The organism is Nonomuraea sp. CX421 (genome assembly GCF_059358955.1).
Window position 1 is genome coordinate 47,123 of sequence record NZ_JCADBK010000026.1, and the last position, 18,703, is coordinate 65,825.

Consider the following 18,703-nt stretch of genomic DNA (forward strand, 5'->3'; position numbering starts at 1 on the left):
CCAGGCGTTTCCCGCCCACGTCAGACGGGTGGCGACGGGTCCGGTTTGGAGGTAGCCCGGCTGGTCGGCGATGCTGTGGAGGTGTCAACTGTGACTACCTCGATCGCGGACGTCGCCGCGTCCAACGCGACGCTGCGAGCATTCCTGCACGGCCTGCCCGGTGTCGACCGGGTCGGCGCCGACCAGCGGGCCGCGATGCTCGGCACCCGTTCCATCAAGACGACGGCCAAGGCTCAGGCCATCGACCTGGCCATCTCCATGGTCGACCTCACGACGCTCGAAGGCGCCGACACCCGGGGCAAGGTCCGGGCGATGTGCGCCAAGGCGACGCACCCGGGCGACGGCGCTCCCACCGTGGCCGCCGTCTGCGTCTATCCCGACCTGGTGGCGGTGGCCGCCGAGGCCGTGGCCGGCTCAGGGGTCAAGGTCGCCTCGGTCGCCACCGCGTTCCCCAGCGGGCGCACCTCTCTTGAGGTGAAGGTGACCGACACCGCGCTCGCCGTCGGCGCGGGCGCCGACGAGATCGACATGGTGATCGACCGCGGCGCCTTCCTGTCGGGTGACTACCTGAAGGTGTTCGAGGAGATCGTCGCGGTGAAGGCGGCCTGCGGCGAGGCCCACCTGAAGGTGATCCTCGAGACCGGCGAGCTGTCCACCTACGACAACGTACGGCGCGCGTCCTGGCTGGCCATGCTGGCGGGCGCCGACTTCATCAAGACCTCCACCGGCAAGGTCTCCCCGGCGGCCACGCCCCCGGTGACGCTGATCATGCTGGAGGCGGTGCGCGACTTCCGCGACCAGACAGGCAGGCAGGTGGGGGTGAAGCCGGCGGGCGGCATCCGCACCACCAAGGACGCCATCAAGAACCTGGTCCTGGTCCACGAGACCGCAGGCGACGACTGGCTCACGCCCGACTGGTTCCGGCTGGGCGCGTCGTCGGTGCTCAACGACCTGCTGATGCAGCGCCAGAAGCTGTCCACCGGCCGCTACGCGGGCCCCGACTACTTCACCCTGGACTGACGAGCGGGGACGCAGGCGGAGGTCACCGTGGATCTGGCCGAGTGGCCAGGTCGGTGACATCGCCGGTGGCGCTGGTGGCCGTCAGCGCGGTGGCGAACAGGATGAGCTGGTTGAGCATCTTGAGGAAGAGCAGCATCGCCACTGCTCCGGCGACCACCTGGTAGGCGGGGTTGGCGGCGGTGAGGTTGAGCAGGGCTTGGCCGAGGGTCTTGAGGATCTCCAGGCCGATCGTGATGACGAGCGCCGGGCCGATCACCCGGCGCAGCGGCACACGCAGCCGCGGTGGCGCGGTCAGCAGCGCCATGGCCAGCAAGGTGTTGACCCCGATTCCCAGCACGAACGCCGCCACCGACAGGACCCCCCGGGCGGGGGTGGCGTCCACACCTACTGTGTTCACCGCAAGCCAGGTCAGCACCCACTCGGCGGCGAAGGCGACAGTGAGCGACAGGGAGAGCAGCACTCCGAGCCCGGCCACCACGCCCAGGTCGATGATCTGGCGCAGGAAGAAGTTGCCCGGATACTCGTCGAGCCGCCAGATCGCCCTGGTCGCCGAGCGCAGCGTGTCCATCCAGAACAGGCCCGTCAGCGGCAGGACCACGCAGGCCACCAGCCCGGCCGTTCCTCCGGCATCGCGAAGCGCTTGGACGTCCAGGCGCGGGAAGGTGTCGCTCAGGTAGCGCTGCACCTCGGCCAGCGCCGCCGGATAGTCCAAAATGCGGCTGAGGAAGGCGAACCCCAGCAGGCCCAAGGCGAAGGTGGCGAAGAAGGCGTAGTAGGTGAGGGCGGCCGACAGCCGACCGGCGTCGGCCTTGTCATAGCGGATCAGGGCGCGCACCGTGTGATCCAACCAGCCGTGCCGGCTCCTCGCTCGCTTCCAGCCTGTCGCCATCCGGCCGGTCCAATGCCGGGCGGTGCTCATGGGCGGAGTCGGCACGTCGGCGCAATGCGGCCGTGAGCGCGCGCCGCGGTCGTTTCACAGAAGATGACTCACCATGCCGTCGTGAGAAAGCTGGTAGGGCGGAATGCCCCCTACCCACGATGCAAAAATTTACCTCTCCAACATTTTCTTGACTCAATACCTGAGAGCGTGCCTATCCCCGACCGGTGGGGCAGTTGCCCGTCCATGGATTCACCCCAGGAGCGCCTGTTGCGGTTAGTGCCACCGACCTTGGCGAAGATGGCCGCCTGGTGCGCGTGTCTGATCGTCATCGGCATCGTGGCCAACTACGTGTTCGGCTTCGTGGCGACGATGCGCATCGTCGCTCTGCCGGTGGCGGTCGCCCTGCTGCTGACCGCGCTGCTGTTCCCGCTCACCCGGCAACTGCGCGCGTCGGGCCTGCGGGCGATCTACGCCACCTGGGTCACCATGCTCGTCGCCTTCACCGTGCTGGCCGGGACGGGGTGGATCATCGGCGTCCGGGCCAACGAGGAGTTCCCCGGCCTGGTGACACAGGTCAGGCAGACGGCCAAGACGGTGGAGGGCTGGCTCTACACCGGCCCTCTGAACCTGGAGCCCATGCAGCTCAGCGGCTGGGTGGACGAGATCGGCAAGCTGGTGACCGAGCGGCAGCAGCAGATCACCTCGACGGTCCTCGCGGGCACCGTGGTGGTGGTTGAGGTGCTGGCCTCGATCGTGCTCCTGCTGTTCGTGACGTTCTTCCTGCTCAAGGATGGCGACCAGATCTGGTCCTGGTTCCTCAAGGGGTTCGGCCGGATGGCGCCGCGGGTCGACCGGGCCGGACGGACCGCTTGGACCACGCTGTCCCACTACGTGCAGGGCACGGTGGCCGTGGCCGCGGTGCACGGCGTGCTCATGGGTCTGGCGCTGGCCATCCTGGGCGTCCCGCTCTGGGCGGCGCTCGCCGTACTGATCTTCCTGGCCAGCTTCATCCCCATCGTCGGCATCCTCTTCGCCGGTGTGGTCGCGACGCTGGTCACGCTCGGCGCGAAGGGCCCGATCTACGCGCTGATCTTCATCGGCATCCTGATCGTCGAGCAGCAACTGGAGAACCACGTGCTCCAACCGCTGATCGTCGGCCGGGTGCTGCACTTCCACCCGCTGGCGATCATCATCGTGCTGGCCGTCGGCGGCATCCTGGCCGGAATCGCGGGCGCGGTCGTGGCCGTGCCGATCACCGCCATCCTCTACCGGGCCGTGCCCGAGCTCTTCAAGGACGATCCGATCCCCCTCCCGCCAGGACGGGCCCCGGAGCCACCGGCGCAGGCCGTACCTGCTGGGAAGGAACCCGAGCAGAAGGACTGACAGGCTCGGAGGCGGCCGAATTCCTGCGTCGGTGATCACGACACGCCATGAGCGGCGCAGCAGTCGAACCGGCCTGGTCGCCATACCGGCGTCAGGCCGGTGTTCACACCTGGCGATAAGCAGGGCGCAGATCGCTGCTTTCCACCTGGTCGAGCCCATTGGACGATCACGTCACCGCACCTGACTGCTCCGCTCACGCCCGCCCCGGCGATCGCGTTCCTGACCGCCTCACCCTCCCGGGCACGTTGCCCGTACTTCCCACCCGCAGGAGCCAGCATGAACACCGCAGACCCGCCCGGCGATCTCACACCCATCAGGACCACCGGCCCACTCCTGCGTATCACGCCGCTCGTCGACCTCGCGGGCCTGCGGATCGAGGGCGAACTCGACCGCGCCACGCTGCCCGCACTGCCCCTCGCGCTGGCCTCGATGTCGGGCCGTGGCAGCTTCTCCGTCGATCTCAGTGGCCTGGTCTTCTGCGACGTCGGGGGCCTACGCACCCTGGTCGTCGCCGCCGTCGGTCTCCGCGGCGGCCACATCCTGACCATGCGGTCGCCCTCCCCGCAGGTACGACGCCTGCTCAAGCTCACCGGCTGGCACGAGACGGCCGGCCTTCGCCTACAGGCGCAGTCGCTGACTCCGCCCGACCCGCCCGGGCCGAGCCCATGATCCACCTGCCCGATAGATGCCGTCCCGCAGTGAGTGAACGCGCCGAGTCAGCGGGCCTGGCCGGTGTCCGCGCGCGGCATCGCCGGGCGTCTCACTGAAGCTCTCAGCGACCTCATCACCGCCCCGACGTGTGCCAGTGGCCGCCCTCTGGCGATCACCGTACGAGATGAGCTCTTCTCCCCTTCACGATTGCCCGGAGAGGAGGCCCGGACTTGACTGTCTCAGGGGCGGCGACCTTTTCCGAAGGGGGGCCGCCAGGGTGCTCGGGCCGGAGTCGCGTGATCGTCGGCGTGTCACGCTGACCCCGTCGGCTCCGCCGAGTGCCCTGGTCGGACAAGAACGGCGGGCCCGCCCGGCGGCGCTGACGTCGCCTTGACATCGTGGGCGCCTGAGGTGCCCTCGAAGCAGTCGATATGACCGTCTAGGCTGACAGGCGTGACGCCTAGCTACTTCACCCTGGACTGATGGCGATGTTCAATAACGCACCGGCGTTCGAATACGCACCGGCGCCCGAGTCACGCGACATCGTCGATCTCAGTCCTTCGTACGGGCTGTTCATCGACGGTGAGTTCGTGGACGGCTCCGCGACCTCCTTCAAGACCGTCAACCCCGCGACCGAGGAGAAGCTGGCCGACATCGCGGGCGCGTCCTCCGACGACGTCGACCGGGCGGTCCAGGCGGCCAGGAAGGCCTTCGGCGGCTGGAGCGCGCTGCCCGGCTCCGAGCGGGCCAAGTACCTGTTCCGCGTCGCCCGGCTCATCCAGGAGCGGGCCCGCGAGCTGGCCGTGCTCGAGACCCTGGACAACGGCAAGCCCATCCGCGAGTCGCGTGACGTCGACCTGCCGCTGGTCGCGGCCCACTTCTTCTATTACGCGGGCTGGGCCGACAAGCTGGGCCACGCCGGGTTCGGGGCCGATCCCCGGCCGCTCGGCGTGGCGGGGCAGGTCATCCCGTGGAACTTCCCGCTGCTCATGCTGGCCTGGAAGATCGCGCCCGCGCTGGCCTGCGGCAACACGGTCGTGCTCAAGCCGGCCGAGACCACGCCGCTGACCGCGCTGCTGTTCGCCGAGATCTGCGTGCAGGCCGGCCTGCCGCCCGGCGTGGTCAACATCGTCACCGGCGCCGGCGAGACCGGGGCCGCCCTGGTGGCCCATCCCGACGTCAACAAGGTGGCCTTCACCGGCTCCACCGAGGTGGGCCGCGTCATCGCCCGCACCGTCGCCGGCACCGACAAGAAGCTCACCCTGGAGCTGGGCGGCAAGGCCGCGAACATCGTGTTCGAGGACGCCGCCATCGACCAGGCCGTCGAGGGCATCGTCAACGGCATCTTCTTCAACCAGGGGCACGTGTGCTGCGCGGGCTCCCGGCTGCTGGTGCAGGAGTCGATCCAGGACGAGCTGCTGACCGCGCTGAAGCGCAGGCTCGGCACCCTGCGGCTCGGCGACCCGCTCGACAAGAACACCGACATCGGCGCGATCAACTCGGCCGAGCAACTGGCCAAGATCCGCGCACTCAGCGAGATCGGCGAGCAGGAGGGCGCCGAGCGCTGGTCGCCCGCCTGCGAGCTGCCCGGCAAGGGCTACTGGTTCCCGCCGACCCTGTTCACCGGCGTGGCGCTGTCGCACCGGATCGCGCGCGAGGAGATCTTCGGTCCCGTGCTGTCCGTGCTGACCTTCCGCACTCCCGCCGAGGCCGTGGAGAAGGCCAACAACACCCCGTACGGCCTGTCCGCCGGGATCTGGACCGAGAAGGGCTCCCGGATCCTGTGGATGGCCGACCGGCTCCGGGCCGGAGTCGTCTGGGCCAACACCTTCAACCGGTTCGATCCCGCGTCGCCGTTCGGCGGTTACAAGGAGTCGGGGTACGGCCGTGAAGGCGGGCTGCTCGGGTTGGAGGCCTACCTTGACGTGTGACCACAGACGCGGCCGTCGCCGGACCCGCCGCCACCAGGCCACCCGGGGTCACGCCTTCGCCCGTGCCGGCCGGCCCGTACGCACCGGCTGGTACGCCCACCGCTGCGGCGTGAGCCGGTGCGGCCAGGTGTTCGTGCCGGTGCAGATGTCGCAGGAGATCATGTGGAGGGGGCGCGGCGATGAGTAGGTTGGCCGTTCGCAAGACCTACAAGCTGTTCATCGGCGGGGCCTTCCCCCGCTCCGAGAGTGGGAGGTCCTACACCGTGACCTCGCCTAAGGGAGACTTCCTCGCCAACGCCTCGCGGGCCTCGCGCAAGGATGCCCGCGACGCCGTGGTGGCCGCCCGCAAGGCGTTCCCCGGCTGGTCGGGCGCCACGGCCTACAACCGGGGTCAGATCCTCTACCGCGTCGCCGAGATGCTGGAGGGCCGCCGGGCGCAGTTCGCCGAGGAGCTGGGCACGGGCCGCAAGGCGGCGCTGGAGGCGGTCGACGCCTCGGTCGACCGGCTGGTCTGGTACGCGGGCTGGTCCGACAAGATCGCCTCCGTGCGCGGCACCGCCAACCCGGTCGCGGGCCCCTACTTCAACCTCTCCTCGCCGGAGCCCACCGGCGTGGTGGCCGTCGTCGCCCCCGCCGATCCGCTGCTGGGGCTGATCTCGGTCGTCGCGCCCGTGATCGTGACGGGCAACACGTGCGTGGTCATCGCCTCCGAGCCGTCGCCCCTGGCGGCGATCACCCTGGCGGAGGTGCTGGCCACCTCCGACCTGCCCGGCGGCGTCGTCAACGTGCTCACCGGCCGGCAGGAAGAGCTGGCGCCCTGGCTCGCGGCCCACATGGACGTCAACGGGCTCGACCTGACCGGGGTCGAGGACACCGACCTGGCGTTGCGGTGCGAGCAGTCGGCGGCCGAGAACCTCAAGCGGGTCCTGCGGCCCGCCTCGCCCGACTGGGCGGCCGATCCGGGCCTCACCCGGATGACCCGCTTCCTGGAGACCAAGACCGTCTGGCACCCACAGGGCACCTGACACCGAAACCGGCCGGCCTCCATGGGGCGGCCCGATGAGGGCGGCTCGGCAGGTCAGTAGGCGAAGCCGGGCGGGTGGACGAGGGGGTGGGCCGCCTCCAGTTGGGCGGCCAGGCCCAGCAGGTGCGGCTCGCCGCCGGGCGGGGCGACGAGCTGCACCCCGATCGGCAGCCCGCTGGAGTGGGTGGCGATCGGTACGGCCAGCGCGGGCCAGCCGCACATGTTCCACGGCCCGGTGGCGGGGGCGTACCTGACGTTGGCCAGCAGGTTGCGCGCCAGGCCGCGGCGGCCCCAGCCGTCGGCCTTCGGCGGCACGGCGGCCAGGGCGGGAGTGATGAGCACGTCGGCGTCGCCGAACCACTGGTCGGCGCCGTAGCTCCGCCAGCGTTCGCGGCTCCGCTCGCCGTCGAGACTCAGCCTGGACAGCACCCGGCCACCACGGGCGAGGGCGCGCGTGCGGCGTTCGAGGCGCCCGCGGTCGAGCCCGTCGGCCGCCTCGGCGGCCCGCGTGAGCCAGGTGGCGACCGTGGCGGGGCCCAGCCAGAACGGCAGCCGGCTGTCGTGCTCGACGATCGTGTGCCCGGCGACGCGGAGCGTCTCGGCGGCGCCTCGGACGGCCGCCTGGAACTCTCCGTCCATCGGCAGCCCGGCGGGCAGCGGCTGCGGGGCGTAGGCCACTCGCAGGTCGAACGGCTCAGGGCCGGACGGCGGCGGCTGGGGCTCCCACATCTCGTCGTCGTCGGCCCAGACCGACCGCAGCATCCAGGGCGCCGGCTCGATCCGCGCGCCGCCGCGCCACGCCTCGGCCAGCGTCGGGTCGGCGGCCAGCACCGAGAGCGTCAGCGCCAGGTCGGCGACGCGGGCGGCCACCGGGCCGTTCTCGGTCAGGCCGTGCCAGTCGTTCGACGGAGGCGGGATCAGGCCGGTGCCCGGTTTGACGGCGTACACGCCGCAGCAGGCCGCCGGGATGCGCAGCGAGCCCATGCCGTCGTTGCCGAGGGCGATCGGCACCATCCCGGCCGCCACGGCCGCCGCGCTGCCCGAGGACGAGCCGCCCGCCGTACGGGACGGATTCCAGGGATTGCGCACGGTGCCGTAGGCGCTGTCGCCGAAGGCGACGAGCCCCAGCTCGGGCAGGTTGGTCAGGCCGACCACCACCGCGCCGGCCGCGCGCAGCCGGGCGACCGTCTCGTGGTCGCGCGGCGCGGGCGCCTCGGCGGTGGCGGAGGAGCCGCCGCGCGTGGCCTCGCCCGCGACCTCCAAGTTGTCCTTGACCGCCACGGGCACCCCGGCGAGGGGCAGGTCGGCCAGGTCACGGCGGTCGCCCAGGGCCTGCGCCTCGGCCACGGCTTGCTCTCTGACCAGGCGGAACGCCCCCACCCGCGGATCGCGCTCGGCGATCGCGTGAAGGTGCTCCTCGACGACGGTGACGGCCGTGACCTCTCTCTGGCGCACGGCCGTCGCGATCTCGACAGCGGACCTGCCTGCCCACGACATGCCTAGAAGTGTGCAGGTTTTCACCGTTGGTTGCGAGGATCCCGTCCGGCCTGCTTCAGCGCGAGGCGTAGCGCGTACTCGATCTGCGCGTTGACGCTGCGCAGGTCGTCGGCCGCCCACCTGGCGATCGCGTCGTAGACGGACGGGTCCAGCCGGAGCAGGAGTTTCTTGCGAGCCTTCGGCCCCGCCGGAGGCGACTCGGAGTCCGTCGGCTCGCCTTCGCGCTCAGGCATAGAGGCTGCCGGCGTTCACCACCGGCTGGGTCGCCCGGTCGCCGCACAGCACGACCAGGAGGTTGGACACCATCTGCGCCTTGCGCTCCTCGTCCAGCTCGACGACGCCTTCGGCGGCCAGCCGGTCGAGTGCCAGCTGCACCATGCCCACCGCGCCCTCGACGATCCGGGTGCGCGCGGCCACGATCTGGCTCGCCTGCTGGCGGACCAGCATGGCCTGGGCGATCTCCGGCGCGTAGGCCAGGTGCGTGATGCGGGCCTCGACCACCTCGATGCCGGCCAGCTCGGTGCGGTCGCGCAGCTCGGCGGTCAGCTCGGTCGCCACCTCGGCGCCGTCACGCAGGCTGGTGCGCTCGGAGTCGTGGGAGTCGTAGGGGTGGGTGGTGGCCAGGTGGCGGACCGCGGCCTCCGACTGGATCGCGATGTACTGCTCGTAGTCGTCGACCGCGAACGCGGCCTTGGCCGTGTCGGTCACCTTGTAGACGACCACCGCGGCGATCTCGACCGGGCTGCCGTCGGCGTCGTTGACCTTGAGCTTGGCCGTCTCGAAGTTGCGCACGCGCAGCGTGACCGTGCGCCTGGTGGTGAACGGCAGCAGCCACTGGAAACCGGCGTCGGAGATCGACCCCACGTAGCGGCCGAGGAACTGCACCACCTTCGCCTCGTTCGGGTTGACCACGGTGAACCCGCTGGCGACCAGCGCGACGAGCACGCCCCACGCGCCGAGCAGGCCCCACTCGGTGCCGAGGATCTCAGGCCGGATCGCGGCCGCCGCGCCGCCCAGCACCAGCAGAACGAGCAGGACCAGGAACCCGTTCAGTCGGAAAGCACGTCGTTCCATCGCAACTCCTTGCTATCGGGGTGATATCACCATGATAGCCACATGGATCCGCCCGGCGCGTACCGAGTTTCCGTACGATCCGTCGGCGCCCCGCCGGTGGTCACGCCTTCAGCCACACCCGGAGCGGGCCGATCGGGGCGAAGCCGTGCCTGACGGCGGCCGTCACGTCCCCCTCGTAGCCGACCAGCGCGCGACCGGGGAACAGCTCGGCGGCCAGGGCGATCGTGCCGGCCCACGCGGTGTCCTCCGGGCAGCCGTGGGCGAACACGTTGGAGACGCCGGCCACCCGGTCGCTCAGGTTGAGCACCGAGCCGCACACCAGCTCGCCGCCGAGCCGGCCGGCCAGCACCGCCAGGTCGGGCCTGATCAGCAGCTCGGGCCGGAACAGGCCGCCGTCCTCGCCGGGGAAGCAGGCGCGCTCCCAGGCGGCGAGGGTGGCTGGGCCGCGGACCACCTCCCAGACGACCTCCGCGTGGCCGGTCTCCCGGTCGGGCGCCGGGCGGTGGATCCACTGAGCCTCGAACAGCACCTCGAAGCCCGCCGGGCGCAGGTCGAGCGTGGCGAAGCTGTCCTTCACCGACGCGCCGGGGCCCTGGTCGACGGCGTCGAGCACGTCGCCCGCCGTCGCCTCGGGGGACAGGGTGACGGCGTCGGGGTAGTAGAGCGGGGTCCTGACCGGGCTGGTCCAGGCGCGCGGGCCGAAGACGCCCGTGATCCCGTGGGTCCGGCACACCGCCTCGCACCACTCGGCGTTGTTGCGGGCGGCCTCGATGACGCTCATGGGGTCCGTTCCATTGGGGGAGGTGGTGCTGGCGAGGTGGTGCGCGAACCTCAGCGCGGAGCCCGCTTCACGCGCCGGGTGGGTACGGCGGTGAGGGGGTCCTCCGGCCAGGGATGCTTGGGATAACGGCCACGCAGCTCCGCGCGGACCGAACGGTAGCCGTCGCGCCAGAACGACGCCAGGTCGGCCGTGACCGCCACCGGGCGCCCCGCCGGGGAGAGCAGATGGATCAGCAGCGGCACCCCGGCGATCCGCGGCGCCTCGTCCCAGCCGAACAGCTCCTGCAGCTTCACCGCCAGCACCGGCTGCTCGCCCGAGTAGTCGACGCGGATCCGGGAGCCGGTCGGGACCTCGACGCGCTCCGGCGCGACCTCCTCCAGGCGTTCGCTCCATGGGACCAGCCGCCGCAGCGCCGAGGCCACGTCGATGCGTTCCAGGTCGGCCCGGCGGCGGGCCCGGGACAGCTCGGGTTCGAGCCAGCGGTCGGCCAGGTCGGCGAGTGAGTCCATCGGGGGCCACGGGTCGCCGAGCGCGCGATGGCAGAACGCCAGCCGGTCCCGCACGGCCAGCGCCTCCTTCGTCCAGGTCAGCACGTTCTCGGTGCGCAGGCCGGTCAGGACGGCCTCGCGGACGTCGGCGTCCTTCAGCGGGGCGGACGACAGCTCGATCGCGCCGAGCCGCTCCACCACCCGGGCCGAGACGTCGCCGCGCCGCTCGCCCGGCGGGACCCGCCAGGCCACCTCCTCCTCGACGGTGACCGGCACGACCCGCCGCGCGGTGTCCTCGTCGATCTCCACGGCCTGCCGGACGCGGGCCGACGCCGAGCCGGTGGGCCGGTCGGCGACCGCGACGGCCAGCCAGCGCGCCGACCCCAGCCTCGATCCCTGGGCGAGCTGCGCCTCGGTGCCCGACGCCATCAGGTAGCCGCCGCCGCGCCTGCGCGCCACCCGCTCGGGGAACGCCAGCGCCACGACCAGCCCGGCCAGCGCGTCATCGGCCAACCGCTCACCCACCGTTCCGCTCGCCGAGCCCGGCGTCGCGCCCGCCGGATTCGGCGTCGCGCCCGCCGTTCCGGCCGTCCCGCCCGCCGGGCGCGGCGTCGCGCTCGCCGTGCCGGTGGCTTCCGCCGCCGCCTTCGTCCGTACGTCCGCGCCTGTCGACCGGGTGTCGGGAACGGATGCCGTGCGGTGCAGCCGGGTGACTTCCTGGCGCCAGCGGGCGGCGAAGCCGTCGTCGCCCCGGCGGGCCGCGCGCCAGATCTCGACGAGGTCGTCGCCGGCCTCGCGGGGCAGGGGCTCGGACAGCAGGGCGACCACCTCGGCGGCGCGTGGCCCGGCGTCGATGAGCGCCCTGGCCAGGCGGGGATGGACTCCGGCGCGTGCCATGCGCCGGCCGCGGCCGGTCACGCGGGCGGCTCCGCCGGAGGTGTGTTCCAGGGCGCCCAGAGCGTGCAGGGTGCGGGTGGCGGCGGCGAGCGCGGCGGGCGGTGGCGGGTCGAGCAGGGCGAGCCCCTCGGCGTCGGGGACGCCCCAGCAGGCCGCCTGGAGCGCGAACCCGGTCAGGTCGGCGAGCGCGATCTCCGGTCGCGCGTGGTCGGCCAGGCGCTCATGCTCAGCCGCCGGCCAGCAGCGGTAGACGGCCCCCGGCGCCTCACGGCCGGCCCGACCGGCGCGCTGGGCGGCCGACGACCTGGAGACGCGGACCGTGGTGAGCGAGCCGAGCCCTCGGGCGTGGTCGGTGCGCGGCTCCCGGGCCAGCCCCGAGTCGACCACCACCCGGACGCCGGGCACGGTCAGGCTCGACTCGGCCACCGACGTGGTCAGCACCACCCGGCGCGCCGAGCCGGGAGACAGCACGGCGTCCTGGACGCGGGCCGGGGCCTGGCCGTGCACCTGGAGGACCTCGACGTCGCCGAGCATCCCGGCCACCCTGGCGATCTCTCCGACGCCGGGCAGGAAGCACAGCACGTCGCCCTGCCGTTCGGCGAGGGCCCGGCGGACGACCTGGGCGACGTGGGACAGCAGCGCGGGATCGACGCGCAGCCCGTGCGGGGGCGCGACCGGCCGGGCGGGCGGCGCCCACACGACCTCGACGGGATGCGTCGCGCCCGTCGCCCTGACGATCGGCGCCACGCCGGTCGCGGCCGCGGACGGCCCGCCGGCGGCGTCGGCGCCGAGGAGGCGGGCCCAGGGGAGGGCGTCGGCGGTGGCGGAGGTGGCGAGGACGCGCAGGTCGGGGCGGAGCGTGTCACGGACGTCGAGCAGGAACGCGAGCGCGGTGTCGGCGTCGAGGTGGCGTTCGTGGCATTCGTCGAGCAGCACCACGTCCACCCCGGCCAGCTCCTGGTCCCGCTGCAGCCGCTGGAGCAGGACGCCGGTGGTGACGACCTCGACCATGGGGTTGGCGCCCACCCGGCGCTCGCCTCTGATCGTGTAGCTGACGCCCATCCGCTTGGCCGCGGCCCGTACGGCCAGCCGGCGTGGCTCGGCGACCAGCACCCGCAGGCCCGCCTCGGCCAGCGCGAGCGGCACGACGGTCGTCTTGCCCGTGCCCGGCGGGGCGGTCAGCACCGCCGTGCCGTGCCGGTCGAGCTCGGCGAGCAGCAGGGGCAGGACGTCGTGGATGGGCAGTCGGTCGGGCGGACCGATGGGCGGGCGGTCAGACGGGCTCATGCGCCGCCGTCAGCACGGAGTCGAGCAGGCCGGGGAAGCGCGCGTCGAGGTCGTCGCGGCGCAGGCTGATGTACTTCTTCCGGCCCTCCTGCTTGGACATGATCACTCCGGCCTCGCGGAGCATGCGGTAGTGGTGGGACGCGGTCGACTTGTGGACGCCCAGGTCGTCGCCGGCGGTGGAGCACGTCATCTCGCCGTAGGCGGCCAGTCTGCCGACGACCAGCAGGCGTACGGGATCGGACAGCGCCTTGAGCACCTCGGTGAGCTGGATGTCCTCCGTGGCCGGATGCGGGAGCAGGCGCATGGCTCGACGATACCTCCGTCTAACTGTTTGACATGCATCCAACTATACGTCAGTTTGATGCATGTCCAACTTTATTTTGGAGGCCAGATGAATCCGCGGCTCTATCCGCTCGCGTTGGGAAATTTCGCCATCGGAACCGGCATGTTCGTCACCGCCGGACTTCTCACGCCGATCTCCGGTGACCTCGGCATCTCGCTGTCGGCCGCGGGCCAGTTGATGACCGTCTTCGCCCTGGCGTACGCGGTGCTGTCGCCGTTGCTGGCCGCGCTGAGCGCCCGCCTGTCGCGCCGGAGGCTGTTGCTGATCGCGCTCGCGGTGTTCGTGCTGGGCAACGTCCTGTCCGCGCTCGCGCCCACGTACCCGCTGGTCCTGGCCACCAGGGTGATCGCGGCGGCGGGCGCGGCGATGTTCACGCCGACGGCGTCCGGAGTGGCGACCGCGCTGAGCCCGCCCGAGCGGCGTGGACGCGCGCTGGCTCTGGTGATGGGCGGGCTGGCCGTCTCGTCCGCGATCGGGGTGCCGCTCGGCACCTGGCTGGGCGACGTGTCGGGCTGGCGGGCCACGCTCTGGCTGGTCGCCGGGCTCGGCGTGCTCGGCTTCGCGGGGGTCGCGGCCGCGGTGCCCGACGTCGCGACCCTCGCCACGGCCCGGCTGCGCGAGCGGTTCGAGCCGTTGGGGGACCGGAAGGTGCTGCTGGTGCTGGGGACCCAACTGCTGGTGTTCGCGGGCGCCTTCACCGCCTACACCTACATCGGGTCGCTGCTGGACCTGCCGCTGACCGCGATTCTGTGGGCCTGGGGGCTCGGCGGCGTCGTAGGCAACCAGGTGGGAGGGCGGCTCACCGACAGGTTCGGGGCGCGGCGGATGGTGCTGATCGGGCTGGCCGCGGGCACCATGGCCACGGCGCTGATCCCCGTCGCGAACCTGGCGCTGCCCGTCGGGCTGGTGTGGGCGTTCCTGTGGGGCGTGCTCGGCTGGCTGATCGCCCCGGCCCAGCAGTATCGGACCGTCGCGGTGGTGCCCGGCAACGTCCCCGTCGGGCTCGGGTTGCTCTCCTCCGCGCAGTACGTCGGGCTGTTCGTGGCGGGCGTCGCCGGAGGCCTGGCTCTCGACTGGTACGGCAGGGTGGGCGTGATCGCGCTGTCCACCGGGTTCTGCCTGGTCGCGCTGGTCTTCACGCTGGCGACCTACCGGCGGGAGGTGGCGCCGGCGGCAGTGGCGCCGGCCCCGGTCGGGTAGGGGCCCCGTCGGCCCTGGGCCGGGATCCAGCCCAGGGTGACCGCGAGGATGACGATGAGGCCACGCGGTAGGAATTCTCCGTCAGGGACGGCGTCGGCGTCCTCGAAGGCTTTCTTGTCGTTCCCTGGTGCGGATGGGATAAGGCGACTGTTATGTTTTTTGGCGTGACATCTGAGTTCATTTCGAGTCCAGAGGCACTCGCCGTCGAGTACGACCGGCACCTGAAGCAGGTGGCTGACGCGTACGGCGAACTGAACGAGTTGACTGTGAGCACTCGATCGGACGACGGGATGATCACAGTCACCGTGGGACCGCGAGGGCAGGTCCGCAAGATCACGCTCAATCCGCGGGTCTCCCGCGTGCTTGAGCCCTCCGAGCTTGCCCAGGCGCTGATGGAGCAGATCGGTCAGGCCGCCAGTGCGGTCGCCGAGCGGTCGCGCGAACTGCTCGACCCCCTGCTGCCCGACGACCTGCCGTACGGGGGGACCCTTGGAGACCACCCGAACCTCGCTGAGCTCCTGCCTCGGCCGGGTGCCCGATGAGCGGGCAGGGGTTCTCGGTCGACCCGTATTTTCTGCGCAGGGAAAGCGCGGTGATGCGCGAGCGTCACACGGAGATCGACGACGTTTCCAAGCGTCTGCGGCGTGCGTTTGACCGGGACCGAGCCACCCTCGGACAGGACGCGTACGGTGCGGAACTGTCCAAGCACCTCCCGCAAATGGAGGAGACCATCTTCAGCGCGATCGCAAGCTACCTGGACGGGATCAAAGCCACCGGCGACGGCCTGGCCGCGAACGCGATCACGTACGAGTCGGCGGTGTGGCCGTCAGAGTAGGTGCCAGCCCGCTCATGGCGACATGCACGTGTCAAGGGCGTCAGGTGATGCGGTCGCTCTTCTCTGGTCGCGCAACCGTAGGAGTGGAAGGGCTGTTGTGAACGCGTTCGACGATACTCTCGCGGAGCTTGTGGCCGTCGTGGAGCAGCAGGTGCTACACATTGGCGAGCTGCCCCAACGGCTCGGCGAGCTGGAGGCCGTTTCCCGTTCCGCCGACGGACTGGTCAGCGTGACCGTGGGGTTCGGCGGCCAGGTCAGAGCTATCGAGCTGGACCCTGGGGTGTATCGCCGGATGTCGTCCGCTGAGCTCGCCGACCGCATCGTGGAGCAGCTCGGCCGGGCCGGCGCCGCGGTTTCCGACCTGGCCGAGGAACTGGTCGCGCCGCTCCTGCCGGAGGGCGTGCGATACGGCGACGTGTTCGAGCCCGATCAGATAAACCTGAATGCCTTCCTGCCGCCGGGGCTTGACGTCAGCACGCGCTGACAGCTCATGGGATACGAGGGGATCCTCGTCCCGGAGTGGGCCAAGCCATATGTCGGCTGGGTCGTCGGGATGGACTGGCCCGAGGGCGACGAGACCGGGTGCTTCAGGCTCGCCGACGCCTGCATCACGGCTGCGCATGACCTCGTCGCGCACACTGCGGCAGGCGGGCACGAGAGCGCGCGCAAGATCGGCAAGGCATGGGACGGTGCTGCGCACGAGGCCTTCGTCGAGTATGTCACGAGGGAGCTCGGCGGCCGGGAGGCTGAGCTGGTCAAGCGGCTCACCGAGGTTGCCATGGCGTTTAACGCCGTCGGGCTGCAGATCCAGTACGCCAAGTACATGATCGAGATCACTGTCTGGCTGCTGATCGCCCAGCTGGCGTACCTCCTGGTCATCGCCTTAGCACCCGGCGGCGGCGCGTGCTGGGCGCTGATCGCACTACGCGTACGGCTGGCCAGGATGACCGTGCGACAGATCGCGAACAGAGCCTTGACGAACATGGCTCTGTTCGCGGGCATCGTCGCGGGGATGGACGCAGCCGTCCAGGGCGCACAGATGCTCGGCGGGCGTCGCGACGAGCTGGATCGGCACCAACTGGCCTCCTCCGCGCTGATGGGCGGAGCGATGGGGTTGATCATGGGCGGGATCTCGGGCGGGCTCACCCGGATGGCCTCCGATCGCATGCTCATGGGCGTGACCCGGGCCGAGATGACCACCGCCGAGAAACTGCTGGCCGCCGCCAGCACCTCTATCTACGGCCAGGCGGCCCAGTACGGCCTGGCCGGCACTGCCGTCACCGCGGCCGAAATGCTAATCAATGGGAAATTTGACGTCGAGCTGCTCGCAAAGGCTTTCACCTCAAGCGCACTAGGCGCCGACGGCCAGCACTTTCTGACCACCAGGCACTCGCCCGACTTTGGCGCTCCCGAGGGCGCTCCCGGGGGCGCTCCCGAGGGTGGGCCCGACGCACCCCGTTCGCCGCATCCGTCCCAGCCAGGTTTGGATGGCGGTCCTCGCCCCGGCGACGAGAGGCCCGGCGGCAGCGCCCTCAGCCAGGCCAACGCCGCCGATCTCGGTGCCGCGCCGAGGGCGCCAGGAGCCGGCGATCCTGCTGTGCCTGGGGTGCCTGGGGTGCCTGGGGTGCCTGGGGTGCCCGGGGTGCCTGGGGTGGCTGGGGTGCCGGGGGCTGTGCCTGGGGTGCCTGGGGTGGCTGGGGTGCCGGGGGCTGTGCCCGGGGTGCCTGGGGTGCCCGGGGCGCCTGGGGTGCCTGGGGTGCCGGGGTCAGTGCCCGGGGTGTCTGGGTCTGTACCCGGGGCACCCGGGTCTGTGCCCATGCCCCGCGGTGGCGAGTTAGTGGCTCCCCGACCAATCGGTGGCGACCCCGTCCAAGTGAACCCGCCCCTCCCCAGCGCGAGAACCGACGTGCCGCCTCGGGAGGGGGCGACGGCAGTAACGGCGTCCGCCCCCCCGAACTCCCCCCTGCCAGACGCCCCCGCGCCCGGAGCGGTTCGCGACGGGGCAGGCGGACTTGCCCGGAGTGCCGGCCCCACAGCAGCGGACACGTCGAGCGCCTGGCAATCTCTCACCCGGGAAACCCAGGGGACGGTGGGTGACCAGGCGCCGACGACACCCCTAAGGAGCGCGCCCGAGGCGCAGGCCGCGCCAAAGGACGCAACCGGGGTGCAGGCTGCGCCAAAGGACGCAACCGGGGCGCAGGCTGCGCCAAAGGACGCAACCGGGGCGCAGGCCGCGCCAAAGGACACAACCGAGGCGCCGGTTCACGAGAGCCGTCCGCCGGACCCGCCGATACTCGACGACTGGAAGCAGCAAGGGGTCGCGGACGTCGACTGGCTGCGCGAAGTAGACCCGCGGATGGACGCCCTCCTGCGCGAGTTGGAGGGGCGACCCGAGCCCAGTGCGACGCCGGATGGGGCCTACCGAATGGCCGAGCTGGAGGCGTTCAGGGAGGAGGCTCGTAGCCTGTTCCCCGACGAAGTGACCCGGAATCCGGGCCTCAGCAGGATGGTCGAGAAGGCGGTCGATGTCGCCACGGTCCTGTTGGGGCTGGTCGACCGCCAGTTCACGCGCGGGGAGGGAGCCCTGCCGCCGGTCAATGGCACCGTCTGGAAGGAGATGCCTGCCGCCTACAACAACGGTCAACACACCCGGGAAGTCGTCGAAGGCGGCGTCAGGTATACCCTGCGTAGCCGCGAGGTAGACCCCAGAAGTTTCACGCTCGAAGATGTCGTGCTGGTGGTGATCGCTGCCTTGGGGCATGACCTGGTCCAGGGACACGGGAGAGTGCTGGACGAACGCATCGCCGCCGGCTTGACCGTCAAGCTGATGCAACTGCTCATGCCGGAGACCTACACCGAGGCCCACGGGAAGGCGGTCTACGACGGCATCATCGCGACGACCTTCGTGAACGGAGCGCAGGCCGTTGACGCGAACAGCCCGAACGTGAAGTACATGAAGGCCCTCGCAGTCGCAGATCTCTTTCACCTCGCCCACTCGGTGTGGGGGGTGGAGGGCGGCATCCGCTGCGCGCTCAAGGACCTGTCGACACCGGGAGGGAGGTTCTGGGCCGACCTTCCGGGCAGGGTGCACGAGGTCAGGCCCGATGCCGGGCAATTGTCCGTCATCGGCTACCTCAAGATCATCGAAGACGACCCGGTTCTGCGCGCCATGTTCGTCGAGCAAGCTAAAGGGCAAATCGGCTTCACCAAGAGTCACCAGTACCCGGATCCGAGAGTCGACGAGTGGTTCACCGACGCCACTCGCCAGGCCAACGTCGCCTTCCTCGAACGGGAAGTACGTCTCCTGGAAGAGGGCTTGATCACGGTGCCCGAGTACTACCGGCGCGCGCTCAAGAGAGCATCCGAGGCAGACGGTTAGTCATCCGCCGTCACCGGGCCGCCGAACCGTGCT

The 18,703-nt window shown here is 71.2% G+C and carries 18 protein-coding genes; 11 read left to right on the top strand and 7 right to left on the bottom strand.

Annotated features, from left to right (window positions below):
• The first annotated feature begins 90 nt into the window (after positions 1-90).
• The gene (gene deoC / locus AC5L3X_RS32640; RefSeq protein ID WP_494862155.1) at positions 91-1,020 is read left to right on the top strand and encodes a deoxyribose-phosphate aldolase; all 930 of its coding nucleotides are present in this window, start codon (positions 91-93) and stop codon (positions 1,018-1,020) included.
• Between the two features lie 22 nt (positions 1,021-1,042).
• Here the strand turns inward: deoC and AC5L3X_RS32645 are convergent, their stop codons facing one another.
• The gene (locus AC5L3X_RS32645) at positions 1,043-1,855 is read right to left on the bottom strand and encodes a YihY/virulence factor BrkB family protein (RefSeq protein WP_494862157.1); all 813 of its coding nucleotides are present in this window, start codon (positions 1,853-1,855) and stop codon (positions 1,043-1,045) included.
• A gap of 321 nt (positions 1,856-2,176) precedes the next feature.
• On the opposite strand from AC5L3X_RS32645, the gene AC5L3X_RS32650 reads away from it, so the two are divergent.
• From AC5L3X_RS32650 to AC5L3X_RS32670, 5 genes are all read left to right on the top strand, one after another.
• The gene (locus AC5L3X_RS32650; RefSeq protein WP_494862229.1) at positions 2,177-3,283 is read left to right on the top strand and encodes an AI-2E family transporter; all 1,107 of its coding nucleotides are present in this window, start codon (positions 2,177-2,179) and stop codon (positions 3,281-3,283) included.
• 276 nt (positions 3,284-3,559) lie between these two features.
• Complete coding sequence (locus AC5L3X_RS32655; protein WP_494862158.1) at positions 3,560-3,952, top strand: STAS domain-containing protein; 393 nt, start codon at positions 3,560-3,562, stop codon at positions 3,950-3,952.
• A 470-nt stretch (positions 3,953-4,422) separates the two neighbouring features.
• Positions 4,423-5,865 (top strand): aldehyde dehydrogenase family protein, encoded by a 1,443-nt coding sequence (locus tag AC5L3X_RS32660; protein WP_494862231.1) that lies wholly within the window; start codon positions 4,423-4,425, stop codon positions 5,863-5,865.
• Entirely contained in the window at positions 5,855-6,052 is a 198-nt protein-coding gene (locus AC5L3X_RS32665; RefSeq protein ID WP_494862160.1) for a hypothetical protein, read from the top strand. Before AC5L3X_RS32660 ends, AC5L3X_RS32665 begins: the two co-directional genes overlap by 11 nt.
• The gene (locus AC5L3X_RS32670) at positions 6,045-6,890 is read left to right on the top strand and encodes an aldehyde dehydrogenase family protein (RefSeq protein ID WP_494862162.1); all 846 of its coding nucleotides are present in this window, start codon (positions 6,045-6,047) and stop codon (positions 6,888-6,890) included. Before AC5L3X_RS32665 ends, AC5L3X_RS32670 begins: the two co-directional genes overlap by 8 nt.
• Positions 6,891-6,943: 53 nt before the next feature.
• Here the strand turns inward: AC5L3X_RS32670 and AC5L3X_RS32675 are convergent, their stop codons facing one another.
• The 6 genes from AC5L3X_RS32675 to AC5L3X_RS32700 all read right to left on the bottom strand — a co-directional run bounded on the left by AC5L3X_RS32675 (position 6,944) and on the right by AC5L3X_RS32700 (position 13,217).
• The gene (locus tag AC5L3X_RS32675; RefSeq protein WP_494862164.1) at positions 6,944-8,386 is read right to left on the bottom strand and encodes an amidase; all 1,443 of its coding nucleotides are present in this window, start codon (positions 8,384-8,386) and stop codon (positions 6,944-6,946) included.
• A 20-nt stretch (positions 8,387-8,406) separates the two neighbouring features.
• Positions 8,407-8,619 carry a type II toxin-antitoxin system antitoxin gene (locus AC5L3X_RS32680; RefSeq protein WP_494862166.1) on the bottom strand — a complete coding sequence of 71 codons (213 nt, stop codon included), beginning with the start codon at positions 8,617-8,619 and terminating at the stop codon, positions 8,407-8,409.
• Complete coding sequence (locus AC5L3X_RS32685) at positions 8,612-9,460, bottom strand: SPFH domain-containing protein (RefSeq protein ID WP_494862167.1); 849 nt, start codon at positions 9,458-9,460, stop codon at positions 8,612-8,614. Before AC5L3X_RS32685 ends, AC5L3X_RS32680 begins: the two co-directional genes overlap by 8 nt.
• A 100-nt stretch (positions 9,461-9,560) precedes the next feature.
• Positions 9,561-10,241, bottom strand: a complete 681-nt coding sequence (locus tag AC5L3X_RS32690; protein WP_494862169.1) for a hypothetical protein — start codon at positions 10,239-10,241, stop codon at positions 9,561-9,563.
• A gap of 50 nt (positions 10,242-10,291) precedes the next feature.
• Positions 10,292-12,913 (bottom strand): ATP-dependent RNA helicase, encoded by a 2,622-nt coding sequence (locus AC5L3X_RS32695; RefSeq protein WP_494862171.1) that lies wholly within the window; start codon positions 12,911-12,913, stop codon positions 10,292-10,294.
• Positions 12,900-13,217 (bottom strand): ArsR/SmtB family transcription factor, encoded by a 318-nt coding sequence (locus tag AC5L3X_RS32700; RefSeq protein WP_494862173.1) that lies wholly within the window; start codon positions 13,215-13,217, stop codon positions 12,900-12,902. Before AC5L3X_RS32700 ends, AC5L3X_RS32695 begins: the two co-directional genes overlap by 14 nt.
• 87 nt (positions 13,218-13,304) lie before the next feature.
• Here AC5L3X_RS32700 and AC5L3X_RS32705 point away from each other — a divergent pair, with 87 nt between their 5' ends.
• From AC5L3X_RS32705 to AC5L3X_RS32725, 5 genes are all read left to right on the top strand, one after another.
• Positions 13,305-14,456: an MFS transporter gene (locus tag AC5L3X_RS32705; RefSeq protein WP_494862175.1), complete on the top strand. Its 1,152-nt coding sequence runs from the start codon at positions 13,305-13,307 to the stop codon at positions 14,454-14,456.
• Between the two features lie 152 nt (positions 14,457-14,608).
• Positions 14,609-14,998, top strand: coding sequence for a YbaB/EbfC family nucleoid-associated protein (locus tag AC5L3X_RS32710; protein WP_189124493.1), 390 nt, complete (start codon positions 14,609-14,611; stop codon positions 14,996-14,998).
• Positions 14,995-15,291 carry a hypothetical protein gene (locus AC5L3X_RS32715; RefSeq protein WP_189124492.1) on the top strand — a complete coding sequence of 99 codons (297 nt, stop codon included), beginning with the start codon at positions 14,995-14,997 and terminating at the stop codon, positions 15,289-15,291. Before AC5L3X_RS32710 ends, AC5L3X_RS32715 begins: the two co-directional genes overlap by 4 nt.
• A 97-nt stretch (positions 15,292-15,388) precedes the next feature.
• Positions 15,389-15,775 carry a YbaB/EbfC family nucleoid-associated protein gene (locus tag AC5L3X_RS32720; protein ID WP_189124491.1) on the top strand — a complete coding sequence of 129 codons (387 nt, stop codon included), beginning with the start codon at positions 15,389-15,391 and terminating at the stop codon, positions 15,773-15,775.
• A 6-nt stretch (positions 15,776-15,781) separates the two neighbouring features.
• Positions 15,782-18,670 (top strand): WXG100-like domain-containing protein, encoded by a 2,889-nt coding sequence (locus AC5L3X_RS32725; RefSeq protein ID WP_494862178.1) that lies wholly within the window; start codon positions 15,782-15,784, stop codon positions 18,668-18,670.
• Positions 18,671-18,703 lie beyond the last annotated feature (33 nt).